General features: G+C 67.0%; 17 protein-coding genes. 16 read left to right on the top strand and 1 reads right to left on the bottom strand.

The features are described from left to right. Window positions 1-239: 239 nt before the first annotated feature. The 9 genes from HZB53_07365 (at window position 240) to HZB53_07325 (ending at window position 12,011) form a co-directional block, all read left to right on the top strand. Entirely contained in the window at window positions 240-740 is a 501-nt protein-coding gene (locus HZB53_07365) for a DinB family protein (GenBank protein ID MBI5877453.1), read from the top strand. Between the two features lie 165 nt (window positions 741-905). Continuing rightward, window positions 906-4,349 carry a chromosome segregation protein SMC gene (smc, locus tag HZB53_07360; GenBank protein MBI5877452.1) on the top strand — a complete coding sequence of 1,148 codons (3,444 nt, stop codon included), beginning with the start codon at window positions 906-908 and terminating at the stop codon, window positions 4,347-4,349. Between the two features lie 35 nt (window positions 4,350-4,384). Further along, the gene (locus tag HZB53_07355) at window positions 4,385-5,503 is read left to right on the top strand and encodes an aminotransferase class V-fold PLP-dependent enzyme (GenBank protein MBI5877451.1); all 1,119 of its coding nucleotides are present in this window, start codon (window positions 4,385-4,387) and stop codon (window positions 5,501-5,503) included. Window positions 5,504-5,551: 48 nt separating this feature from the next. Then, window positions 5,552-8,296, top strand: coding sequence for a PD40 domain-containing protein (locus HZB53_07350; protein ID MBI5877450.1), 2,745 nt, complete (start codon window positions 5,552-5,554; stop codon window positions 8,294-8,296). Window positions 8,297-8,305: 9 nt separating this feature from the next. Continuing rightward, the gene (locus tag HZB53_07345) at window positions 8,306-9,139 is read left to right on the top strand and encodes a serine hydrolase (protein ID MBI5877449.1); all 834 of its coding nucleotides are present in this window, start codon (window positions 8,306-8,308) and stop codon (window positions 9,137-9,139) included. A 338-nt stretch (window positions 9,140-9,477) separates the two neighbouring features. Then, entirely contained in the window at window positions 9,478-10,035 is a 558-nt protein-coding gene (gene efp, locus HZB53_07340; protein MBI5877448.1) for an elongation factor P, read from the top strand. Between the two features lie 37 nt (window positions 10,036-10,072). Continuing rightward, window positions 10,073-11,278 (top strand): exodeoxyribonuclease VII large subunit, encoded by a 1,206-nt coding sequence (gene xseA / locus HZB53_07335; GenBank protein ID MBI5877447.1) that lies wholly within the window; start codon window positions 10,073-10,075, stop codon window positions 11,276-11,278. 32 nt (window positions 11,279-11,310) lie between these two features. Continuing rightward, on the top strand, window positions 11,311-11,568 hold the full coding sequence (gene xseB, locus HZB53_07330; GenBank protein MBI5877446.1) for an exodeoxyribonuclease VII small subunit: 258 nt from the start codon (window positions 11,311-11,313) through the stop codon (window positions 11,566-11,568). Then, window positions 11,562-12,011: a divergent PAP2 family protein gene (locus tag HZB53_07325; GenBank protein MBI5877445.1), complete on the top strand. Its 450-nt coding sequence runs from the start codon at window positions 11,562-11,564 to the stop codon at window positions 12,009-12,011. Before xseB ends, HZB53_07325 begins: the two co-directional genes overlap by 7 nt. Window positions 12,012-12,017: 6 nt before the next feature. On the opposite strand, the gene HZB53_07320 is transcribed toward HZB53_07325, so the two are convergent. Next, window positions 12,018-13,328 carry a hypothetical protein gene (locus HZB53_07320; protein MBI5877444.1) on the bottom strand — a complete coding sequence of 437 codons (1,311 nt, stop codon included), beginning with the start codon at window positions 13,326-13,328 and terminating at the stop codon, window positions 12,018-12,020. A gap of 515 nt (window positions 13,329-13,843) precedes the next feature. Here HZB53_07320 and HZB53_07315 point away from each other — a divergent pair. The 7 genes from HZB53_07315 (at window position 13,844) to hemB (ending at window position 23,261) form a co-directional block, all read left to right on the top strand. Next, window positions 13,844-15,541, top strand: a complete 1,698-nt coding sequence (locus tag HZB53_07315) for a cyclic nucleotide-binding domain-containing protein (protein ID MBI5877443.1) — start codon at window positions 13,844-13,846, stop codon at window positions 15,539-15,541. Window positions 15,542-15,577: 36 nt separating this feature from the next. Further along, complete coding sequence (locus tag HZB53_07310; protein MBI5877442.1) at window positions 15,578-16,807, top strand: GAF domain-containing sensor histidine kinase; 1,230 nt, start codon at window positions 15,578-15,580, stop codon at window positions 16,805-16,807. Beyond that, window positions 16,804-18,819 carry a hypothetical protein gene (locus HZB53_07305; protein MBI5877441.1) on the top strand — a complete coding sequence of 672 codons (2,016 nt, stop codon included), beginning with the start codon at window positions 16,804-16,806 and terminating at the stop codon, window positions 18,817-18,819. The genes HZB53_07310 and HZB53_07305 overlap by 4 nt, the downstream gene beginning before the upstream one ends. Window positions 18,820-19,309: 490 nt before the next feature. After that, window positions 19,310-20,575 (top strand): glutamyl-tRNA reductase, encoded by a 1,266-nt coding sequence (locus tag HZB53_07300; protein MBI5877440.1) that lies wholly within the window; start codon window positions 19,310-19,312, stop codon window positions 20,573-20,575. Continuing rightward, the gene (gene hemC / locus HZB53_07295; protein ID MBI5877439.1) at window positions 20,565-21,500 is read left to right on the top strand and encodes a hydroxymethylbilane synthase; all 936 of its coding nucleotides are present in this window, start codon (window positions 20,565-20,567) and stop codon (window positions 21,498-21,500) included. Before HZB53_07300 ends, hemC begins: the two co-directional genes overlap by 11 nt. After that, complete coding sequence (locus tag HZB53_07290; GenBank protein ID MBI5877438.1) at window positions 21,478-22,230, top strand: uroporphyrinogen-III synthase; 753 nt, start codon at window positions 21,478-21,480, stop codon at window positions 22,228-22,230. Before hemC ends, HZB53_07290 begins: the two co-directional genes overlap by 23 nt. 41 nt (window positions 22,231-22,271) lie before the next feature. After that, complete coding sequence (gene hemB, locus HZB53_07285; protein ID MBI5877437.1) at window positions 22,272-23,261, top strand: porphobilinogen synthase; 990 nt, start codon at window positions 22,272-22,274, stop codon at window positions 23,259-23,261. The last annotated feature ends 6 nt before the right edge of the window (window positions 23,262-23,267 follow it).

The raw sequence follows: 23,267 nt of genomic DNA, 5'->3' as shown, positions 1-23,267 counted from the left end.
CACCTCCCCGTTAGCTTTTCCCCTGCTCCCCCGCGCGCGCGGGGGAGAAGGGGCAGGGGATGAGGGGGCATATTGGCAGCCGACTCCAAAATGAGAATTGCTGCGCGAGGTGCTGACGCGTTGACACTGCTTCCTATCTCGCCTATACTAGCCACGGTTGAAACTGGGCCATCCGCGCGTAGTCGCATACTGCGGATCTTCAGGCGTTTCATTACCATTCGGGCAAGAAAGAGCACGCAATGAATCTCAATGAGTTCCTGGTCGCGGAGTTGATGACGGCGCACAGCATTTTGGATGGCGTCATCAATGACCTGAGCGCCGAGATGCTGGCGGTGAGTTCGCAGGGCACGGCGAACCCGATCGGCGCAACGCTGGCGCATGTGATCGGATCGGAAGACCGCATGATCCACGCGCTGTTCCAGGGCAAACCGACGGAGTGGGAGCGCGGCGGATGGGGTGCGAAACTCGGCATGGCCGCGCAACCGCGCCAGTGGGACGAGTTGAAGTCGCTGGCCATCGATCTGCCCGCGTTTCGCGGATACATCCAGGCGGTGTCCGCCTCGGCGAAGGCCTATTTCGCAACGGTGTCCGAGGCGGATCTGGAGCGCACCGTGCCGTTCAATGGCCGTGACATGAAGGTGGGCCAGATCGCCGGGCTGATGCTGTTTCACCTTGGTTTGCATGCCGGCGAGATCGCCGCGCACAAGGGCATCCAGGGCGCCAAGGGCTTGCCGTTCTAACGCGCGCATCGCACGCAATGCACCGGGGCCGCAAGGCACGGGCAGTAGAAGTCTCGTCACCCATCCAGCCACACGCCGGTGAGAGCCGCGCAGGCGCACCTCTCACCTTTTGTTTGCGGCCGCGTCGCAGCGCGCACCGGCTGATGACTATCCGCGATTATTTCCATGCACCTCAAACGGCTTGAACTGCACGGCTACAAATCTTTCGCCAACCGCACCGAGTTCGTCTTTCACGATGGCGTGACGGCCATCGTTGGTCCCAACGGCTCCGGCAAGAGCAACGTCGCCGACGCCATCCAGTGGGTGCTCGGCGAGCAATCGTTCAGCAACCTGCGCGCCAAGAAGACCGAGGACATGATCTTCGCCGGCAGCGCCAGCCGCGTGCGCATGGGCATGGCCGAAGTGTCGATGACGCTCGACAACAGCACCGGCTGGCTGCCGATCGAGTTCAGCGAGGTCACGATCACGCGCCGCGCCTATCGCTCCGGCGAGAACGAGTACCTGCTGAACGGCACGCGCACGCGCCTGCGCGACATCAACGAACTGCTGTCGAAAGGCGGCCTCGGGCGCGGCTCCTATGTGGTCATCGGCCAGGGACTGATCGACTCCGCGATCTCGCTGCGGCCGGAGGAGCGCCGCAACCTGCTCGAGGACGCGGCCGGCATCAGCATCTACCAAACGAAGAAAGCCGATGCGCTCGGCAAGCTGGCCGGCACGCAGGAGAACCTGACGCGTGTGGGCGACATCCTGCGCGAACTGGAACCGCGCGTGCGCCGCCTGCGCGAGCAGGCCAACCGCGCCGGGCAGTTCAACGAGGTGCAGAAGAAGCTCGCCGAGCGCCTGCAGGAGTGGTACGGCTTCCAGTGGCAGCAGGCCGAGACGCAACTGGCCGAATCGAACGCCGAGTCGGAGCGCATGCACGCCGAGTTGCTGGCGTCCCGCGACGCGCTGCAGTCGTCCGACGCCGAGCGCACCGCGCTGCGCGAGCGTATCCAGTCCCAGCGCGCCGCCGTGAACGGCTGGCAGCAAGAGGCCAACGAGCGCCAGCGCGCGTGGCAGTCGCTCGCGCAGAAACGCGCCGTGGCCGAGGAGCGCACGGGCCTGCTGGCCCAGCAGCGCGACGAACTCCTGCGCGAACTCGATGCGCTGGCGGCGGATGCGCAGGCGGCAAGCGAAAGCAAAGCGCAGTTGGATGCCGAGCTGACGCAGTTGCAGTCGGCGCACGGCGAGACCGCGTCGCGGCTCACTGAACTGCGTGCGCGCGCCGCCGATCAGGACCGCCAACGCCGGCAGACGCAGGCCGCGCAGGCCGAGCGCCAGCGCGCCGCCGTCGACCTGGCCCGCCGCATCGCCGAGCACGGGCAGCGCATCGCCGGGGCGCGCGAGCAGTTGCGCCTGCTGGGTGGCGATCTGGCGCAGCACGAGCAGGGCGCGGCGGCCGCCGCCGCCGAAGCCAAAGCCATCGAAGATCGCCTGGCTGTAGCCACACTGCTGTTTGACTCGCTGACGATGCAGACCAGCGAACTGTCGGCTGACTTCAGCGCCGCGCAGCAAACGGCCGGCGAGGCGCAGAAGGCCGCCGCCGACCTGACGGCGCAATCGGCCGAAGCCGAAGCGCGCCGCCGCTCCGCGCAGGCTGAACTGACCGGCGCGCGCGAACGCGCTCAGCGCGCCGTGGCCAACCTGGCGAACGCCGGCAGCGCCGTGAAGGCGATCCGCACGCTGTACCATGTCGCCCCGGAACATGACCTGCTGGTGCGTGCCGCGCTCGGCGCCGCCGCCGATGCGCTTGTCGTGCCAGCCTGGGCCGACGCCATGCCAATCGCCGAGCGACTCAATGCCCGCCAGATGATCCTCGTGCTCGAATCGTTCGGCACGGACGGCGACAGCGCCGAAAGCGGCGATGTGCTCCCGCTGGTGCAGTGCGAATCGATCCACCGGCCGCTGTTCCGCTCGCTGCTGAACGGCATCCGGCGCGGCGACGACGGCGCCCCGCGCGTCACCTCCAACGGCCTGTTGATCGACCAGCACGCCATCACGACGCCCGACCGCGGCGCACCGAACCTGTCGGCGCTGGAAGCGGCGGCCGCCGAGCGCGAGGCGCGGGCGACGCAACTCGCAGCACAACTGGTAACCGCGCGGGCCGCCGCCGAAACATCCGCCACGCACCGCGACCAACTGGCCGGCCTGCGAACCACGCTGCAGTCCGATCATGCGCGCCAGCAGAATAACACGGCGTCGGCGCAGCGCGAACTGGAACGCATTCGCCGCGACCAGGAGCGCCAGGCGTCATCGCTGGAGCGGCAGCGCCACGAGCGGGCACGTCTTGAAAGCAACATCGCACAATGGGAACCGGCGCTGGAAGCGCTGCGGGCGCAGCAGGAACCGCTGTCGTCGGAGCTGCTGGTGGCCGCGAGCGGCGATAACGACCTGACCAGCGCGCGGGAACTGGCACAGCAGGAGACGCGTGTCGCCCTGCTCTCCCAGGAACTGAGTGCGCGCCGTCAGTCATTGGCACAACTGGGCGCGCGCATGGAAGTCGCTTCCGGGCAGACGCAGGCCAAGCGCACGCGCGCCGAGGCGCTGCGCGCCGAACTCGAGCGCCTGCAGAGCGAGACGGCGCAATACCAGGCGCAGGCCGACGCGCTGCGCGCCGAATTGGACGCGCTGAACGGCGAGTTGCAGCCCGCGGCCGCCGAACTGGCGGTGGACGAGGGCAACCTGCGCGCAATGGAAACGGGCGACAAGGCCGCGCGCGAGCGCCTCTTCGCCGCCGAGTCCGCACACAGCCAGGCGCTGGTCAACCTGCAGCGGCGGCAGGACCGGCTGGCCACGCTGCGCGACCAGATCGAGAGCGACTACGAGTTCGTCGCGTTGACGACCGACCTGCCGATGCAACTGGCGCTCGAACTCGGCGAGAACCGCGTGTTGCGCCTGCCTCATATCACGGCCGTGGCCGACACGCTCGAAGCCGAGGTACGGTCGCTCAAGAACAAGATGCGCTGGATCGGCAACGTCAATCTCGAAGCGCCGTCCGAGTACGCGCTCGAAAAGACGCGCCTGGAGTTCCTGCAGGTGCAATCGACCGACCTGCAGCGCGCATCGGAATCGCTGCAGCAACTGGTGCTGGAACTGGACACGCTGATGCAGACCCGGTTCCAGGAGACATTCCGGGCGGTCGCCAAAGCGTTCAAGGAGTATTTCACCAGGCTGTTCGGCGGCGGCTCGGCCGAGTTGGTGCTGACCGAACCGGAGAACATCGGCGCGACCGGCATCGATATTGTGGCGCACCCGCCCGGCAAGCGCCGCCAGCCGCTCGGGCTGCTGTCCGGCGGCGAACGCTCGCTGACCGCAGGTGCGCTGGTCTTCGCGCTGCTCAAGTCGAGCCAGGCGCCGTTCTGCGTGATGGACGAGGTGGACGCCGCGTTGGACGAGGCGAACGTCGGTCGCTTCCGTACCACCCTAAAGGAAGTCTCCGACAGCAAGCAGATCCTGATCGTGACGCACAACCGCGGCACCGTCGAAGTGGCCGGCTCCGTGTACGGCATTTCGATGGGCGCGGACGGCGCCAGCCAGATGATTTCGCTGCGACTAGCAACTAGCGACTAGCAGCTAGCGACTAGTCATTAGCCCAAGGAACGCTCATGAAACTCGAAACTCTCGCCATTCATGCCGGCAAGCACATCGACGCCGAGACCGGCGCGGTGACGCAGCCGATTCACATGTCCACCACGTTCGAGCGCGCGGAAGACGGTTCCTACCCGCTTGGCTACTCGTACGGGCGCGGCAACAACCCGACGCGCGCCGCGCTGGAACGCCGGCTGGCCGCGCTGGAAGGCGGCGCGGCGGCGGCGGCCTTCTCGTCCGGCACCGCCGCGATCAGCGCGATCCTGCAGACGCTGGCGCCCGGCGATCACATGATCGCCCCGCGCGACATCTACTATGGCGTCATCCGCACGCTGCGCGAGGTCTTCACGCCATGGGGCTTGCAGGTCACGTTCATCGACATGACCGACGAGGCCGCGCTGAAGGCCGCGCTTCGCCCTCAGACGAAGCTCGTCTGGGTCGAGACGCCGTCGAACCCGTTGATGCGCATCACGCCGATCGCGCGCGTGGCCGAGATTGCCCACGCGGCCGGCGCACTGTGCGTGTGCGACAACACGTTCGCCACGCCCGTGCTGCAAAACCCGCTGCGCCACGGCGCCGACGGCGTCATGCACTCGACGACCAAGTTCATGAACGGGCACACCGACATCATCGGCGGCGCGGTCATCGCGCGTGAAAACGGCGAATTCTTCCAAAAGGTCAAGAAGGTGCAGACCAACGTCGGCGCGATCCCGTCGCCGTTCGACTGCTGGCTGCTCATGCGCGGCATCGCCACGCTGCCGCTGCGCATGAAGGCGCACGGCGAGAACGCCATGCGCGTTGCGTCGTACCTGGCCGCGCACCCGAAGGTCGAAGCCGTGCACTACCCCGGCCTGCGCGACCACCCCGGCCACGATATCGCCGCGGAGCAGATGAGCGGCTTCGGTGGCATGGCCTCGGTGCAGGTCAAGGGTGGCCGCGACGAGGCCTTCCGGGCCGTGGCGCGCTTGCGCGTCTTCACGCGCGCCACCAGCCTGGGCGGCGTCGAAAGCCTGATCGAGCATCGCGCGTCCGTCGAGGGGCCCGGCTCGACCACGCCGGAGAATTTGCTGCGCATGTCGATCGGCCTCGAAAACGCGGACGACTTGATCGACGATCTGAAACAGGCGCTTGAATAACTGATTCGCACAAAGAAGGGACGCCGCACACCGACCATGCGCGCATTGATGACTTTGCTCTCCGGGCCTGCGCGGCGCGCCGGCCCCGTTTTGGCCCTACTGCCGGCGTTGCTGTGGCTGCTGGCCGCCTGCGACGCGGGCAGCACCACCGCGCCGTCCATCCCAACCGCAGTAGCGTCCACGACTGCGATTGAGGCGCCATCGGCGACCGCGTCGCCCGCGCCGGCCGGCACACCCAGCGCGACGGGCACGCCGTCGACCGGCACGCCGACCCCGGCCGCTGCCGCAACCGCTGCGCGTCCCACCGCCACGCCAGTGCCGGCCAGCCCGGCCGGTGCACGCGGCAACGGCAGCCTGATCGCATTCATCTCCGACCGTTTCGATCACCAGGAGATCTACCTCTACGACACGAGCCGCGACGAAGTTATTCAGTGGACCAACGATACGAGCGCCAAGCGCACCCCGGCCTGGGCGCCCGATGGTCGCACGCTGGCCTACGCCGCGCTGCGCGACGGCTCCTGGCAGATCTACAAGAAGAGCATCAGCGGCGGCCGCGAAGTCAAACTGACAAACCCGCCCGGCGACAACTATGAGCCGGCCTGGTCGCCCGACGGCAAGAGCATTGCGTTCACGTCGTCCCGCGACGGCCGCGAGCAGGTGTACGTGATGGACGCCGAGGGACGCACGCCGCGCAACCTGACCAAGTCGGCTGCGACCTCGGACTTCCAGCCGACCTGGTCGCCCGACGGCCGCTACATCGCATTCAGCAGCAACCGCGACGGCAACTGGGAAGTGTACGTGATGAGCGCCGACGGCGGCAGCCCGCGCAGTGTCTCGCGCTCGGCTGGCGGCGATTGGTCGCCGGCCTGGTCGCCCGACGGACGCCGCCTGGCATTCGTCTCCGACCGCGACGGCAATGAGGAGATCTACGTGCAGTCGCTCGACGCCGCCGACAATGGCGCGTCCGTCAATGTCAGCAAGTCATCGGGCAGCGACATCGCTCCGGTCTGGTCGCCCGATGGGAACCGGATCGTATTCGTTTCCAAGCGTGACGGCAACTTTGAGCTGTACATGGCGGACGGCGACGGCAGCAACCTGCGCCGCCTGACCAACGACCTGGGCGACGACACCGCACCGGCGTGGCGCTGGGAACCCGGCGCGGCGGTCGCGGCGCGCGTGCCCGCCCTGCCCACCGCCGCTGCCACACCGCGCTTCGACGAGGGACCCAAGCTCGTGACGCTCTGGCACCTCGACGACAATCCGAAGGTCGACGGCATGCGCTCCAGCACGCTGCAGGCGCTCGGCCAGAACGAGACCGCCTATGCGACCACCAGCGGCCTGGTGTACGGGTTCGAACCGGGCGACTGGTACCAGCAGATCTATGTGCGCGACCAGTCCTGGATGAACATCCCGGCCATGTACTTCTACCCGGCCCGGTACGCGCGCGATTCGGTCGAAGAGTTCCTGCGCCGGCAGTACACCGCCAGCCAGCCGATTCGCCCGCTGGCAACCACCTTCCCGGGCGACGGCGCCATCGCCGGCCTGTTCTCGCCGGAGATCACCTACGACAAGCACACAACCACGTCCGACGAGGAAACCAATCTTATTCGCGCGGCGTACATCTACTGGTCGCTGTCGGGCGACAACGCGTGGCTGAAGCACGACATCAACGGACAGACGGTGATTGCGCGGCTCAACCGGGCGATGGAGTGGCTGTTGACCAACCGCATCGACCCGGCGACCAGCCTGATCAAGCGCGCGCACACCACCGATTGGGGCGACGTCAAAATCGAGAAGACCGGCACGCCGACCGAGCTCGCGCCCGGCGACGCGCTGACTGCCTCACTCTTCGACCAGGCGATGGCATACCAGGCGCTGCGCAACCTGGCCGCGATGAACCAGGTCGCAGGCAACGCGGCCGAGGTCGGCCGCTATAGTACCGCGGCGAACGACCTGCGCAGCCAGTCCGAGAAGTGGCTCTGGCAGCCGACGCGCGGCTTCTACCGCACGCACTGGCATCTGACGCCGCTCGATCACAAGTTCGACGAGGATGCCATCGTCAGTATCGCCAACGCGCTCGTGCTGTACACTAAGATGTCGGACCGCATCGGTGCGCTCGACAAGCTCGAAGAGGCAGCCAGGTCGGTCGGGGCGATCAAGCCCGGCCTGAGCCTGAACCCGCCCTACCCGATCGGTGTGTTCGCCTACGTCCAGATGGCCGAAGGCGCCTACCAGAACGGCGGCCTGTGGGACTGGTGGGGCGGCACGCAGATCACCGCCGAGTTCGAGCAGGGCCTGCGCACACGCGCGCTGCGACACCTGTACCAGGTGGCCGACGACTGGGCGCGGCACCCGCGCGACATCTACGAGTGGCAGTACGCGCGCACCGGCGTCAACAAAGGCAGCGACAACTACGGCGGCTCGGTCGCGACCATGACTGAGGCGGTCGTGCGCGGCCTGTACGGCATCCGGCTGGAAGCGCAGAACCCCAGCATCTCGCCGCGCCTGGGCGACCGCACCGGCTGGGTGCGCGCGACCATTCCGGCCAGCGGGCTATATGCCGCCTACCGTTACAGCACAGGCCCCGGCAGCCTGCAGATCGCGTATGACACCAACCACGCCAAAGAGATGCCGTTCAGCGTGGCGATGCCCGACAAGACGATTGCCAGCAAGGTGACGGTGGACGGGCAGACCATGACATTCAAGACGGAGACGCTGAACGAGGACACCTACGCCGGCTTCTCCGCGCCGACCGGTTCACACACCATCGAGATCACGTACACCGCAAAGTAGAGGCCGCCCATGACCGCCAACCGCATCCCCGCGCCGATCCGGCGCATCGCTGAGTCGTTTCATGGCACGCTGGGACTCGCCGCGCAGGATGCCAGCGGCGACGAACCGCTGTTGATCAATGCCGACCGCATTTTCCCCACGGCCAGTATGGTCAAGACCGGCATCCTGCTGGAACTATACCGCCGCCGCGAGGCCGGGCAGATCTCACTGGACGAAACGCTGACGGTGCGGCGGGCCGATTGCGTGGGCGGCACCGGCCTGCTCGAAACGATGCGCCTGCCGCTCGAGATCTCGCTGTACGACCTCGCCGTGCTGATGAACGCGCTCAGCGACAATAGCGCGACTAACGTGCTGATCGACCGGCTCGGCATCGAGCCGATCAATGCGGCCATGCGCGACGCGGGCATGAAACACACGCGCCTCAACCGCAAGGCCTACGGCCTCGCCAAGCCGCCCCCACCGCACCGGCATATGGGCGTCGGCTCGCCGCGCGACTTCATGACGCTGATGCTCAACCTGTGCCACGGCCGCCTGCTGAACGATGAGAACACGGCCGCGATGCTGGAGATCATGAAGGTTCAGAAGCAGATGGGCAACCTGAAGCGCTACATCGACTTCGACGCCGGCGGGCGCGACAAGCAGGCGTGGATCGCCAGCAAGACCGGCGGCGTCAAAGGTGTGCGCACCGAGTGCGGCATCCTGCACAACGCGCGCGGCGCGCACGTCATCGCCGTGATGACGAAAGGCTGCCCCGACCTGCGCTGGACGCCCGACAACGAGGCGATCGTCGCGATCGCGCGCATCTCGCAGACCGTCTATCGGCATTACCGGCCGGCGGCGTAGCGCCGGCGCGGCGCGACGGGTATACCGCAAAAGTGTTGGGATCTCACGGAGAGCCAGACCGTCATTCCGGCACGTCGTTGTCCGCTGGCCTCACGCCAGCGGACGGTGAACGATCAGCGGCGGGAAGCCGCTGACCACCGCCGGAATCCACTCAAATAGGTGGCACCGGTTATGGAGATAGTGGATGCCGGCTAACTACATGCCGGCATGACGATCCCTTGAGTCCCCGACAGTTTGTCAGTATACCCCGGCGCGCACTTGCCTTCGAGCGCTTGGCGCGCCATGTGGTATAATGGCCGACGCAAAGATTTCCCGCGAACTTAAGGAGATGCAGTCGTATGATCGGCGTAGAAGACCTTCGCAAAGGCGTTACCTTTCGGCATGAAAATCAGATCTGGCGCGTGCTGGAGTACTCGCATGTCAAGCAGGGCCGCGGCAACGCGACCATCCGCATCCGCGCGCGTAATATTCGCACCGGAGCCACCCTCGAGAAGTCGTTCTCATCGGGAAACAAAGTCGAGGATATCAGCCTCGATCACCACGAGATGACCTACCTGTACCATGACGGGGATTTCTACTTCTTCATGGACACCGAGACGTATGAGCAGCGCCCGCTGACCGAGAAAGTGCTCGGCGACTATGCGCACTACGTGAAGGAGAGCCTGCAGATCAAGGTTTCATTCTTCGAGAACGACCCCGTGGACGTCGAGTTCCCGTCGACGGTCGATCTCAAGGTGGTGGAATCGCTGCCGGGCGTGCGCGGCGACACCGCGACGAACGCGACCAAGCCCGCGACGCTCGAATCAGGTTACACGGTGTATGTGCCGCTGTTCGTGCAGGAAGGCGACACCATTCGCGTCAACACCGAAACCGGCACGTACGTGACGCGCGTCTAACCGGCCGCCAGGGGCGGCGCGACGCGCCGCCATCGCGATGCAACCTCTGCTCTTCCCCGTATCGCCGACGAAGACAGTCGGCGAACTGATGCGCCACCTCAAACAGGTGCTGAACGACGATGCGGTGGCGCCCGATGTCTGGGTGCGCGGCGAGATATCGAATCTCACACGCGCCGGTTCAGGGCACCTCTACTTCTCGCTCAAAGACAACGAAGCGTCCATCAAGTGCGTGATGTGGCGCGGGCAGGCCGCCGGTCTGCCGCGCCTGCCCGCCAACGGCGACGCCATCCGCGCGCACGGCTACGTCGGCCTGTACGAAGCGCGCGGCGACCTGCAGTTGTACGTTAACGAGGTCGAGTTCGACGGCGCGGGAACGCTCTGGCAGCAGTATGAGGCGCTCAAGGCTAAGCTTGAAAAAGAAGGGTTGTTCGGCCGGCACCGTCCCCTGCCGATGCCGCCGACCACGATCGGCATCGTTACGTCGGAAAGCGGCGCGGCCCTGCAGGACATGCTGCGTATTTTGAGCGCGCGCTGGCCGCTGGCCGAGGTCGTACTGTCGCCCTGCATGGTACAGGGCGCGGACGCGCCGCCACAGATTGTGCGCGCCATCAAGGCCCTGAATCGCCGGCGCGGCGTCGATGTGATCATCGTGGCGCGCGGCGGCGGCTCGCTCGAGGACCTGTGGGCGTTCAATGATGAGGCGGTCGCGCGCGCCATCCATGCGTCGCCGCAGCCGGTCGTGTCCGGGGTCGGGCACGAGACCGACTTCACCATCGCCGACTTCGTGGCCGACGAACGCGCGCCGACGCCGACGGCGGCCGCGCAACTGGTGACGCCCGACCGCGCCGAGTGGCTGCGCGGCCTGCACGGCTCGCGCATGCAGTTGTTCCGCGCCGCGCGCGAGCGGGTCGCCGCCGAGCGGACGCGGCTAACCGACACGCAGCGCGCACTGCGCCGGCTGGCGCCGCGCAACCTGATCGACTTCCACCGCCAGCGTGTCGACGACGCGCGGCGCGCACTCGGGCTGGCGATTGCCCACGCCGTGCAGTCGCGGCGCGAACGGCTGCACGGGAAGCGCGCCCACCTGGAAGCCGTCAGCCCGCTCGCGATCCTTGCGCGCGGCTACGCCATCGTGCGCAAGGACGGGCGCGTCGTCGCGCACGCGGCGCAGGCGCGTCCCGGCGACGAGATCGCCGTGCGCGTCAGCGACGGCGAATTCGGCGCGACCGTGCGGCACACCTGATGCCCCTGCGGGGGATCGAACCGAGGTTTGTGATGCCTAAGAGCAGCAGCAAGGCGCCGTCCTTCGAAACGGCGTTCCATGAACTGGACAGCACGGTCGAAAAGCTGGAGCGCGGCGACCTGTCGCTGGAAGAGTCGATCGCGCTGTACGAGCGCGGCATCAAGCTCGCCGCGCAGTTGGAGAAGCAACTGGAAGAGGCCGAGTTGCGCGTGCGCAAGCTGCAGCCCGAACCTGGCGAGGCCGGCGATGCCGACGCCTTCGCGGATGACGCAGAAGACGACGAATCGTGAACGATATTTCTAGCAATCCGGTCCTGGTCTCGGCGTTCTGGGGCTGGCTGATCGCGCAGGTGCTGAAATTCGCGCTCTACACCGTGCGCGAGCGCCGCATCAACTTCAAATACCTGGCGACCATGGGCGGCATGCCAAGTACGCATTCAGCAACTGTCGCCGCCACGGCCACTGCCGCCGGCATGCGCGAGGGCTTCGGCTCGACGGCTTTTGCCGTGGCGTTTGTGCTGGCCGTCGTCGTCATGTACGACGCGGCGGGCGTGCGCCGCGCGGCGATGACGCAGGCGCGCATCCTCAACCAGATCATCGACGAACTGTTCCAGGGCCACCCGATCAGCGAGACACGCCTGCGCGAACTGCTCGGCCACACGCCGATGGAAGTCGTGGCCGGCGCGCTGATCGGCATCGCAGTCGCGTACTTCCGGCCGCTCGTGATCCGTTAGCCGCCGTTAACGTTTGCCCTCCGGCACCCCCAACCGCCGCAGCAACGCCCGATACTCTTTGAAGTTCGACACATAGGCGATATTGTCGAGGAACGCCTTCAGTGAACCGCTGGCGCGGCGCAGCCGCGTCAGTTCCCCGCCGATCGGATTCTCCGCGCCCACCCCATCGCCCGTGGCATACGAGCCGTAGAACGCGAAGTACGCCTGGTTCAGCTTGCGCAACGCGTGGCCGTGCGACACAAACAACTTGCGCCGCTCCTCCATGTAGTCCGCCGCTTCCGCGATCTTGCCATCTTTCAACAGCGACTGCACGGCGGCGTAGGTGTCGCGCATTTCGCGGTTGTAGTCGAACTCGGGCGGCGTGCGCGGCTGGGGAGACGACGCTCGCGGCCGGTCCGGCTTGTCGGCGTAATCCGGCGGCGGCAGGCCGCGCGCACGCAGGGCAAGCTCCTGCCCGCTGATGTTGGCCACCGTTTCGTTGATCGTGCGCATGACGCCGTTGTCCGCCTCTTCAGCATAGTTCATGCCGAGCGGCCGCGTGTCCAGGTAGTTGTGCGTCCACTCATGCGCGACAACCTCCATCGTCCACTCCTTGGACGACGTTTCCAGCACCATGGTCGGATACGTGCCCATGCCGCCAATCGGCACCACCAACGACACCACGTTCAACCGGTCGGCCTGACCCTCAACGCGCTCCTGCTCGCCAATTGACATGGCCGGCTGCAACTGTACCGTCTTCTTCTGCATGATGTGGTCGGGCGGCGACATGACGAGCAGCAACGGCGGGGCGACAAACTTGAACGCAACCGGCGGCAGAATGATCTGCGGGTTCAGCGGAAGGTCATAGGTCAGGCCTTCGGCCTGCGCCGAGTGCTCGATCTGTTCGGCGATAATGCGTTCAGCGTCGTGCTCCAGTGCCAGTTTCTCGCTACGCTTGGCTGCCACCTGCTTGTCGAGCGCGGCAAGCTCGCCAGCCGGCGCGGAAGCCGCCGTCTGCTGTAGCAGCTTGCCCCGCAGTTGCTCTTCCTCGGCCGCCAGCGCAAAGTAGTGGTCGACCAGTTCCTGCCGTTGCGCCGTGCTCCAGGTCGATGTGGCATCGGGGAACCGGTCGCCGAGTTTGCCGACAAAAGCAGACACAATCCACGTCGCCAGGTCGAAGCGGTATTCCGGCGCTACGGTACGCAGGTAGACATCAAAGCGGTCAGCGGGCGCAAAGTGGTCCGGCGTGGCCGCCAGCGTCAACGCGAGGCAGAGGCCAACGCCCCACACAAAACTCTTTATGGCGCGTGTGAAGAAGGAAAGTACCTTAAGTACCATTGCATCCTCGTGTCAGGGATTGTATCATGGAAACAACCGCAGCCGAAGGGCTGGGCCTTTCCGCCGCTATTCCGGGCGCGTCCGTGCGTGCGATGGTGTTTTCGCGCAACGGGCGGCGGACACTGGCGGGTCGGGGCCAGTGAACCCTGACAGTTCAGAGTCTTTTCAAAGTCGGATTTGCCCTCTCCCCAACCCTCTCCCGCGACGCGCTGGTCAGCGGCTTCGCGCCGCTGACCGATAAGCGCGGCGGGGCCCGAAGCCCCGCCGCATCGCCGGCGTCGCAGGCGAGGGAATTGACTCCCTTCCCGCGTTCGCAATTGCGGCGAACAGGGGAAGGGAGGGTTGGGGGCCGCGCACGCTTGGACTTTGGAAAAGCCCTGCCTGACGGCTTCATTGTATTGCGTCCGCCTTCCAACGGCGGTATAATTCCCGCAATGGCGCGGAGAAACGAGCTGCGGTGCTGATCCGGCGAGCCGCAATGGCAGTCGCTCGTCATCGTTGCATGGGAGAGCCGTATGACCGTTCTTTCCGCTCCACTGATTATGTCTGAATCAAACTTGGCCGATTTACGCCGTATCCCGTTTTTCAGCGGGCTGCCGGACGATATCCTGCGCACGGTCGCCGCCAATTTGCACCGCGAGCGATTCGCGAAGGACGACGTGGTGTTCGTGCAAGGCGGGCTTGGCAATGCGATGTACCTCATCGAGTCCGGCCAGGTGGCCGTAATAGCCCAGTCTGGCACCGAGGACAAGATCCTCTCCTACCTCGGCCCCGGCAGCTATTTTGGCGAGATGGCACTGCTGCTAGGCGAGCGCCGCTCGGCGACCGTCAAGGTCACCATCGATGCCGAGTTGCTCGTGCTCCACAAGACCGACCTGGACAATCTGCTGGTGCAGTTTCCGTCGATCTCGCTGATGTTCAGTCGCGAATTGAGCCGCCGGCTGTCATTTACCGATCACCGGCCGGTCATCGTCAAGTCATACAAGATCGCGGCGATCGTCGGCGGTAAGATTGAGGCGCTGGCCGACAGCCTGGCGCAGCAGACGGGCGGAACGGTCTTTGCGCTCAAGCTGGACGGCGGACAGGCGCCGGTCGGCCCGGTGACCAACCCGGCTGTCAAGATCGTGGACGCGCCGGTAACCATGAGCGCGCCGGGACTGTCCGAGGCGTTGAGCGCCCAGGTCGATCACTTCGACTGGATCCTGATGCATCTGATGCCGCGCGCGACCGAAGTGACGATGAAGGCGATGGAGTTGGCCGACATCACGGTGCAGGTCGGCGCTCCCAACGCACAGTGGAAACAGGTGCTGGCCGCGCACAAACACTGGGTGGTGGCGGACACGCCCGACGAGATCGGTCCGCTGGCCCGCCGCATCGCGCGCAAGTCGGTCGGGCTGGCGCTGTCGTCGGGCAGCGCGCGCGGCATCGCCCATATCGGCGTGCTCAAAGTCCTGCAGGAAGCCAAGGTCCCGATCGATATGATCGCGGGCACCAGCGCGGGGGCGCTGTTCGGCGGCTTTTACGCCGCGGGCATGACGATCGACGAACTGACCGGCTTTGCGCTGGATCTGCAGCACATGGCGGGCCTGAAGGCCGGGCTGTGGGACTTCGCGTTTCCGCCGCGCTCGGGGCTGATTCGTGGAAACCGCACGGTCAACTACTTGAAACGCTTCATCGGCAACCGGCGCTTTGAGGAGCTTAAGATCCCGATGCACATCGTCGCCGCCGACGTCGTGTCCGGCGAGGAAGTCGTGTTCTCGGAAGGCCTGATGGTGGACGCCATCCGCGCCAGTATGTCGGTGATCGGCGTGTTTGCGCCGGCGCGCGTCGAGTCGCGCTTCCTGATCGACGGCGGCGCGATCAACCCGGTGCCGACCAGCGTGCTGTCCGGGCGCGGCGCCGATGTGATCATTGCCTCGGTCGTGATTCCGAGCCTGGAAGACCGCCTGTCGCGCAAAGCGATGAAGCGCGAGGGCAAAGAGCCGAACTTGCTCGGCGTGCTGATGAGCATGATGGAAGTCATGGAATCGGAAATGATCCGCACGCGCATGAGCCCGGCCAACGTCGTCATCCGGCCGAGCGTGGAGATCTACAACTCCACCGAATTCGAGCGCGCGCGCGACTTTATCCGTCTGGGCGAAGAGGCAGCCTACCGGTCGCTGGATCAGATCAAACAGTTGTTCCAGACCCAGCCGCAGGCCCGCCTGAACTAGCCGCCAATCGGGGTGAGACAACCGTCCGACATCGCCATGAACTCAACGCTCGACGTGCAGACGCCGGCGATCAGCGCCGGCGGCCCCCTGGCCGCGCTGCAGGCCGTGCAGACGATTGCACAGCAGCTTTCGTCGGGGCTCGACCTCGATGTATTGGTGCAGCGCGTGCTGCAGGCCGGTTTGCAGGTGATGCAGGCCGGCGGCGGCACGCTCTTCCTGCACGATGCGTCCACCGACGAGTTAGTCTTCGAAGTCATCGAGGGCGACGGCAAAGGCCAACTGGAAGGCAAGCGCCTTAGCCCCACGTCGGGCATCGCCGGCTGGTCGTTCACGCACGGCGAGACGCTGATCGTGAACGACGTCAGCCGCGACCCGCGCTTCAACGCCAGCTTCGACAAATCGTCGGGCTACCACACCCACGCGCTGATTGCCGCACCGCTGATCGTCGCCGGCAAGACGATCGGCGTGCTGGAGCTGCTGAACAAGCGCAGCGGCGAGCCGTTCAACAACGACGACGCCGGGCTGCTCGCCGTGCTGGCGGCGCAATCGGCGGTCGCTATCGAGAACGCGCGACTGTACCGCCACCTCTGGAACGAGCGCAATCGCATCCTGGCCGTGGAAGAAGAAGTGCGGCGCGAGCTCGCGCGCGAGATTCACGACGGCCCGGCCCAATTGCTGTCGGCGATGGTCATGAATGTGCGCTTTGCGCAGGCGCTGCTGGCCGACGGCTCCACCGCCATGGTGCAGGACGAGTTGACCGGCCTGGAAGATCTGGCCACGCGCGCGCTCGTGCAGGTGCGTGGGCTGCTCTTCAGCCAGCGACCGGTGGTGCTGGAAACGCAGGGACTCTTCCCCGCGCTGGAGATGTTCGTCAAGCGCCTGCAGGACGCCCGCGAACTCAACGTCGGGCTGGAAGTCGGTTGCGCGCCGCTGCACCTGCCCGGCCGTGGCGATCAGACCGTCTTCTCAATCGTTCAGGAAGCGGTGGGCAACGCCAAGAAGCACGCGCCCGGCGCGCGGGTGCGCATCATCGTGCAGCGCGACGGGGACCGGCTGGTGGTTGTCATTGCAGACGACGGTCCCGGCTTCGACGTAGCTGCCGTGCGCTCCACCTACGACAAGCGCGGCAGCCTGGGGCTGCTCAATATGTCCGAGCGAGCGGAGCAGTTGGGCGGCAGCGTCGACATCCAGTCGACGACCGGCCAGGGCACGCGGGTCACACTGTCGGTGCCCGACGCGGCGCTCGCCGCGCCGGCCATTCCGTGATGCGCCTGCGCCGCGCCGCCGCCGGGCTGCTCCTGTTCGGAGCCACACTGTTGGCGGGACTGCTGGTCGCGCCGCTGCACGCCGCCGGCCCCGAACCCGGTCTTAAGAGCGCCATCGTCACGCTCGCGCCGATCACCGGCACCCGCAACGTGGAGATGGCCGCGCAGATCTTCGACCTCGCCGTGGGCGACGCGGGCGCGGCCACCGTCGTGACCGGCGTCCTCACCTTCAAGCTGCACAACACCGACAAACTGACACAGGCCGTCATGCTGCTTGGCTTTCCAGCCTGGGGCGGCGGCGGCGCCGAATGGAACGACCGGTCATTTTCGCAGTTCGCCGTCTCCGTCGACGGCAGTCCGGTCGCGCTGCAGCCGCTGACACAGCCGCTCAAGATTGGCAGCGAGACGCGCAACGTGCGCTGGCTCACCTTCCCGATGACGCTGACCGAGGACGACCGCGGCACGGTCGAGGTGCGGCTGCGCCAGGATCTCGGCGACGGCGTGCTGCCAGTCGTTGCGATGGCGCAAGCGCCCGCCATCAACTGGAAAGGCTTCGTCAGCAGCGCGCGCTTTACGGTGCGCTTCCCGGCGCTCACCGCGTCCGAGCAGTTCCGCGCCGTCACGCCGCCCGGCAGCAGCTTCGACGGCCGTGCCATCAGTTGGCTGTTCAGCGACTACAATCCTGACGCGCCGCTCGTGGTGCAGATGATCAAGCCGCGCCTCTGGCGCGAGATCGCCGGTGCGCGCACCGCACTGGCGCAGGGACCCGACGCGCGCGCGGCGCTGGCGCTAGGCGCTGCATTCGAGCAGCTGGCGCGCACGACCCAGAGCGCGGTCGATTTTGCGCAGGCGGCTGCCGCCTACCAGCGCGCCGCCGAGGTCGAGCCGGCCGTGCTCACGGCCACGCTGGAATTGGCGCGATTGTACGATGCGCGCCTGCGCGGCGACTTTGGCCCCGTGTTCGATGCGAACGGCGCGCGCGCCGCCACGCTCGATCAGTGGCGCGCCGTGCTGAAGGCGGCCCCGGCCCTGACCGAGGCGCGTGATGCGGTGGCGCAGCATGCCTTCGTGCTGGCCCAGGCGGCGCGGCGCGGCGGCCTGTTTGCCGGCGCGCTGGAGTTGCTGGACATGGCGCGCAGCGCCAACTCGGCCCGGGTCACCAAGGCGCAGATCGACGCCGAAGCGCGCGCCGCCAACGCCGGGCTGGTGATGCAGCGGCTCGACGCGGGCCAGTGGACCGAGGCGCTGCGGATGATCGCCGCCGAGGCGATCGGCCCGGAAGCCAACGCCGAACGCAGCGCGTACCAGCCGCAATTCAACCACATGCAGGCGACCATCATCATCGCCGGCGACGAGCAGACGATTAGCCTGCGCGCGCTCCCGTTCCCGGGCGCATCGGACGCGCACCGCGACCTCCTGCAAGCGTATGTGGATCGCGTACCGTCCAACGGCGGCAGCGTGTCAACCGACGGCGATGGATACGCGCTCACGCTGCGCCTGCCCGTCGGCCCTGTGGCCGCCGCCGACCTGCCGGCCGCGCCGGAACTGGCGCTCCTGCGCGCCGTGCTTTCCCCTCCGGTGCTGGCCGTGTCGAGCGAGTCCGGCGCATTCACGTCCGATGAACGGCTGGACGCGCGCTATGATCTGGTCGAAACACTGCGCCTGGCGCGCGACAAGCTGGCCGCGATCGACCGTGTGCTGGCGGCCCTTGCGGCCCCGTCCGGCGACGAGACGCTGGAGCTGGCGCGGCGCGTGCGGCTGCGCGCGCTGGAGCAGTATCGCGCCGGCTGGCAGAGTCTCGGCGCGACAAGTAACGCGCGCGTGACGTGGCAAGCCGGCCCCGGCGCATCGCCCCAGACGTGGGACGTGCCAGGCGGACAGAGCCAGGAGATCCACAGCGCCCGCGAAACGTACCAGACCACCCTGCTGATCACGGTCGCCTGCCTCGGCGTTGGCGGGATCGGGCTGCTGGTCACCGGCGCGCGGCTCTGGCTGGCGCGGCGGCGCGCGTAGAGCATGTCTGTTCCCGCTCACCGCCGGCAGCGCCATCAGTTCGTGTCAGCGGCTTGCACGCCACTGCCGCCAGACACACATAATGCACAGCCCAGGTGCACCGACGCGCATCACGGCGGTCGGCACCGATGCCCCGTGGATTCCGGCCGATCCCCAGACCGGCGATAGTCCCCCTCAATTTCCCGTAACATTCCTGTGGTTTGCGTCTGATTTACGGAAGCTCGCTCCCAATTTCAGACCCAAATACATACCCATTTTGATTGACATAGGATTAATTGTGTCATAGAATCTGTGCAATGTTTTGTCAATTCTGTCTCTTGTTCAGAATTACATATATTTCACGAATCCATGTATCGGCGCATGGCCTGTAGTCGTTTCTATTAGCGTATCGAAGTGCATTGATACTCCCAGACGCGAGATCCATCCGAGCTGTTTCTCGCGCTGTGGCAGTTGATCTGTGCCAAATCACTCGAGCATGGAGCCTCCCCTGATGCGTATTACTGTGATGGGTGTCAACTTCGCCAGCGCGCCGGTCGCGCTGCGTGAGCGGCTCACCTACACTGCTGAATCGCGCCGCGCCGCATTGTTGCAGTTGCTAACCATCGCGCCGGAAGCCGTCATCCTGGACACATGCAACCGCAGTGAACTGTACGTCGCGTACCCGGCCGCGTCTCCGCGACCGGCGCTGGATCGATTCCTCGCCAACTTCCACCATATCGACCTGGCCTTGCTGCGCAGTCACCTGTTCGCGTACTCCGATGGCGACGCGGCGCGCCATGTATGTGCCGTCGCTGCCGGCGCCCGCTCACTGGTTGTCGGCGACCAGCAGATCATGGCGCAACTGCGCGACGCGTTCGAGTTTGCAGCGGACAATGGCACCTGCGGACCGGTGCTGTCGGCGCTGTTCCGGCAGGCGCTGCGCGCCGGCAAGCGCGCCCGCACCGAGACGCACATTGCGCAAGGCTCACTGTCTGTCAGCGCGGTGGCCGTGGCGCGCGCGCAGGAACTGATCGGGCCGCTGGCGCCGCTGGCCGTGCTGCTGGTCGGCGCCGGCAAGATGAGCCTGCTGGCGGCGCAGAGCCTGCACGCGGCAGGCGTCACGCAACTCAGTGTGGCCAATCGCACGCCGGCGAACGCCGCCGTCCTCGCCGGACAGTTCGGCGGGCGCAGCGTCAACCTCAGTGCGCTGGCCGGCGAACTCGCGACGCATGACCTGGTGGTGACGGCCACCGCCGCCACCGGTCCCATCCTGACCGCCGATATGGTTGCAGCCGCCGTCACCCGGCGGGGCGCGCCGCTCTGCATCATCGATCTGGCGATGCCCCGCAACGTGGAACCCGCCGTGGCGGCGCTGCCGGGCGTGCAACTGGTCGACCTCGACGGACTGCGCGACATCGCCGCGCGCAACCTCGATCAGCGCCGCGCCGAACTGGCGCCTGTCGGGCAGATCGTCGAAGCGGAAGCCGACGAGTTCGAGCGCTGGCGTTGCGCGCTGGCCGTCGCCCCGACGATTTCGGCGCTGCACCAGCGCGCCGAGCAGATCCGCCAGAGCGAATTGACCGATCACCTCGGCAGCCTGCAAGAACTGACACCTCACGGGCGCAGACTGGTCGAGCGGATCACGGCGGCGATCGTCGGGCGGCTGCTGCGCGAACCGACGCTGCGCCTCAAAGCGCACGCGCAGGAAGCCGACGGCCCGCAGGTCGCCGCAACGCTCCGGCAGCTTTTTGCATTGGACGAGTCGCATGGCCATTAACGTCGGCACGCGCGGCAGCCCGCTGGCGCTCTGGCAGGCGCAGGAGACGATCCGGGCGATTCGCGCCCACTTCCCGGCCGTCGAGTGCGAAATCGTGATCGTGCGCACCGAGGGCGACCGCAACCGGATTGATTCGCTCGCTACGCTAGGCGGCCGCGGCGTCTTTGTGCGCGACATCGAAGACCGCCTGCTGAACGGCGAGTTCGACCTGGCGGTCCACAGCCTGAAAGACCTGCCGGCGACGCAACCCGCCGGACTGGTGCTGGCCGCCATCACGGAACGCGCCGATATGCGCGACGCGCTGGTCACACGCGACGGCGCGCCGCTGTCCGGCCTGCGCAACGGCGCGATCGTCGGCAGCAGCAGCCAGCGCCGCAGCGCGCAACTGCTCGCCATGCGGCCGGATCTGGTCGTCGCATCGATCCGCGGCAACGTAGAAACGCGCCTGCGCAAGCTCGATGAAGGCCAATATGAGGCGGTGGTGCTCGCGGCCGCCGGCTTGATCCGGCTGGGACTGGCCGGGCGCATCAGCCAGTATTTCGGCGCGGATGAGATGCTGCCCGCCGCGGGCCAGGGCGCGCTGGGAATCGAATGCCGCGCGGATGACACCTCCACGCGCAACATGCTGCATGCCGCGCTCGAGAACGCGCCGATGCGCGCCGCCGCCGATGCGGAACGCGCCTTCCTGCGCGCGCTCGGCGCCGGGTGCACGCTGCCGGTCGGCGCGTATGCAACCTGCGCGGGCGACACCGTCACCTTGCGCGGGTTGATCGCCCGTCCCGATGGGCAACAGATCGTGCGCGGCGCCTGCGACGGCCCCATCGCGAGCGCCGAGGCGCTGGGCGCGCAACTGGCCGCGCAGTTGCTGGCGGCGGGCGGGCGGGCTTTGATGGAGACCGCGCATGACCGTGCGCCGTCCGCTTGACGGCCTGCGGATCGCGATTACGCGCGCGGCGGAGCAGTGCGCCGAGCTATCAGCGCGCCTGCGCGCCCACGGCGCCGAGCCGCTGGAGTGGCCGCTGATTGCGTTCGCGCCGTCTGATTCGGCGGCGGCCGACGCGGAAGTTGGGACGCCGGCGCAATACCATTGGGTCGTCTTCAGCAGCGCGAATGGCGTGCGCTTTTTCTGCGACCGGCCGGGCATGGGCACATGGCCGGGCCGTGTGCAGGTCGCCGCGGTAGGGCCGCAGACCGCGGCCGCGCTCGACCGGCGCGGCATACGCGTCGACGCGATGCCGGCCGAGTACCGCGCCGCACAGATCGCCGGAGCGATTGGCGATGTGCGCAACCTGCGCATTCTGATTGTGCGCCCGGCTGACGCGCCGCGCGACCTGCCCGTCTCGCTCACGAACGCGGGTGCGGACGTGGCCGAAGCGATCGTGTATCGCACGGTTGGCGTCGCGCCCCCGCAGACGCTGGATTCACTGCGGCCCGATGCGATCACGCTGGCGAGCGGCTCGGCCGCGGCAAGCCTGGCCGCACTGCTGGCCGGGAAGCCGCTGCCTGAGAGCACCCTCATCGCTTCGATCGGGCCTGCAACCACGGCTGGCGCAAGACGCGCCGGCCTGCCGGTGCATGTCGAGGCTGCTGAACACACGCTAGACGGCCTGGTCGCCGCTTTGGTCAAACACTACGAACGAAAGGTCTCCGCATGACTGTACTGTCCCAATCCCTGCGCACGACCGCCGTAGCACCCATGGCGGGCGCGGCGCCCGCGCCGCTCCACCGCCCGCGCCGCCTACGACGCACGCCCGCGCTGCGGCGCATGGTGCGCGAGACGTCATTGAGCGCCGATGCGTTCATATACCCGCTGTTCGTCGTCCACGGCAGCAACATCCAGGCCGAGATCTCTTCGATGCCCGGAAACTACCACTGGTCGCTCGACCGCCTGCCCGCCGAGGCCGAATCGATCGCGCGGCTCGGCATCCCATCGGTCATCTTGTTCGGCCTGCCGGCTCAAAAGGACGAGGTCGGCAGCGAGAACTACGCCGACGACGGCATCGTGCAGGAAGCGGTGCGCGTGATCAAGCGCGCCGTGCCCGAGCTGGTCGTCATGACCGACGTCTGTATGTGCGAGTACACCAGCCACGGACACTGCGGCATCATCCGCGACGGCAGCGTGCAGAACGACGAGACGCTGGCATACTACCAGCGCGTGGCGGTCTCGCACGCCGCGGCCGGCGCCGACGTCGTCGCGCCGAGCGGCATGATGGACGGGCAGATCGCCGCTATTCGCGCGGCACTCGACGCCAACCGGTTTGAGAACGTGCCGATCCTGGCGTACGCCGCGAAGTTCGCCTCGGGCTTCTACGGCCCGTTCCGCGAGGCGGCCGACTCGCCGCCGCAGTTTGGCGATCGCAAGTCGTACCAGATGGATCCTGCCAACGCGCGCGAGGCAATGCGCGAGATCGCGCTTGACGTGGCCGAGGGCGCCGACGCCGTGATGATCAAGCCGGCGCTGCCGTATCTCGACATCGTGCGCCAGTGCCGCGACGCCGTCGATCTGCCGGTGGCGGCATACAACGTGAGCGGCGAGTTTGCGATGGTCAAAGCCGCCGCGCGCAACGGCTGGATCGACGAGCGCACTGTGACGCTGGAGCTGCTGACCGGCATTCGCCGCGCCGGCGCCGACATGATCATCACCTACCACGCCAAAGACGCCGCGCAATGGCTACAGGCGCAGTAGATCATC

It is taken from the genome of Chloroflexota bacterium (assembly GCA_016235055.1).
Classification (GTDB): Bacteria; Chloroflexota; Anaerolineae; order JACRMK01; family JACRMK01; genus JACRMK01.
This window is presented reverse-complemented; position numbering and strand designations above follow the sequence as displayed.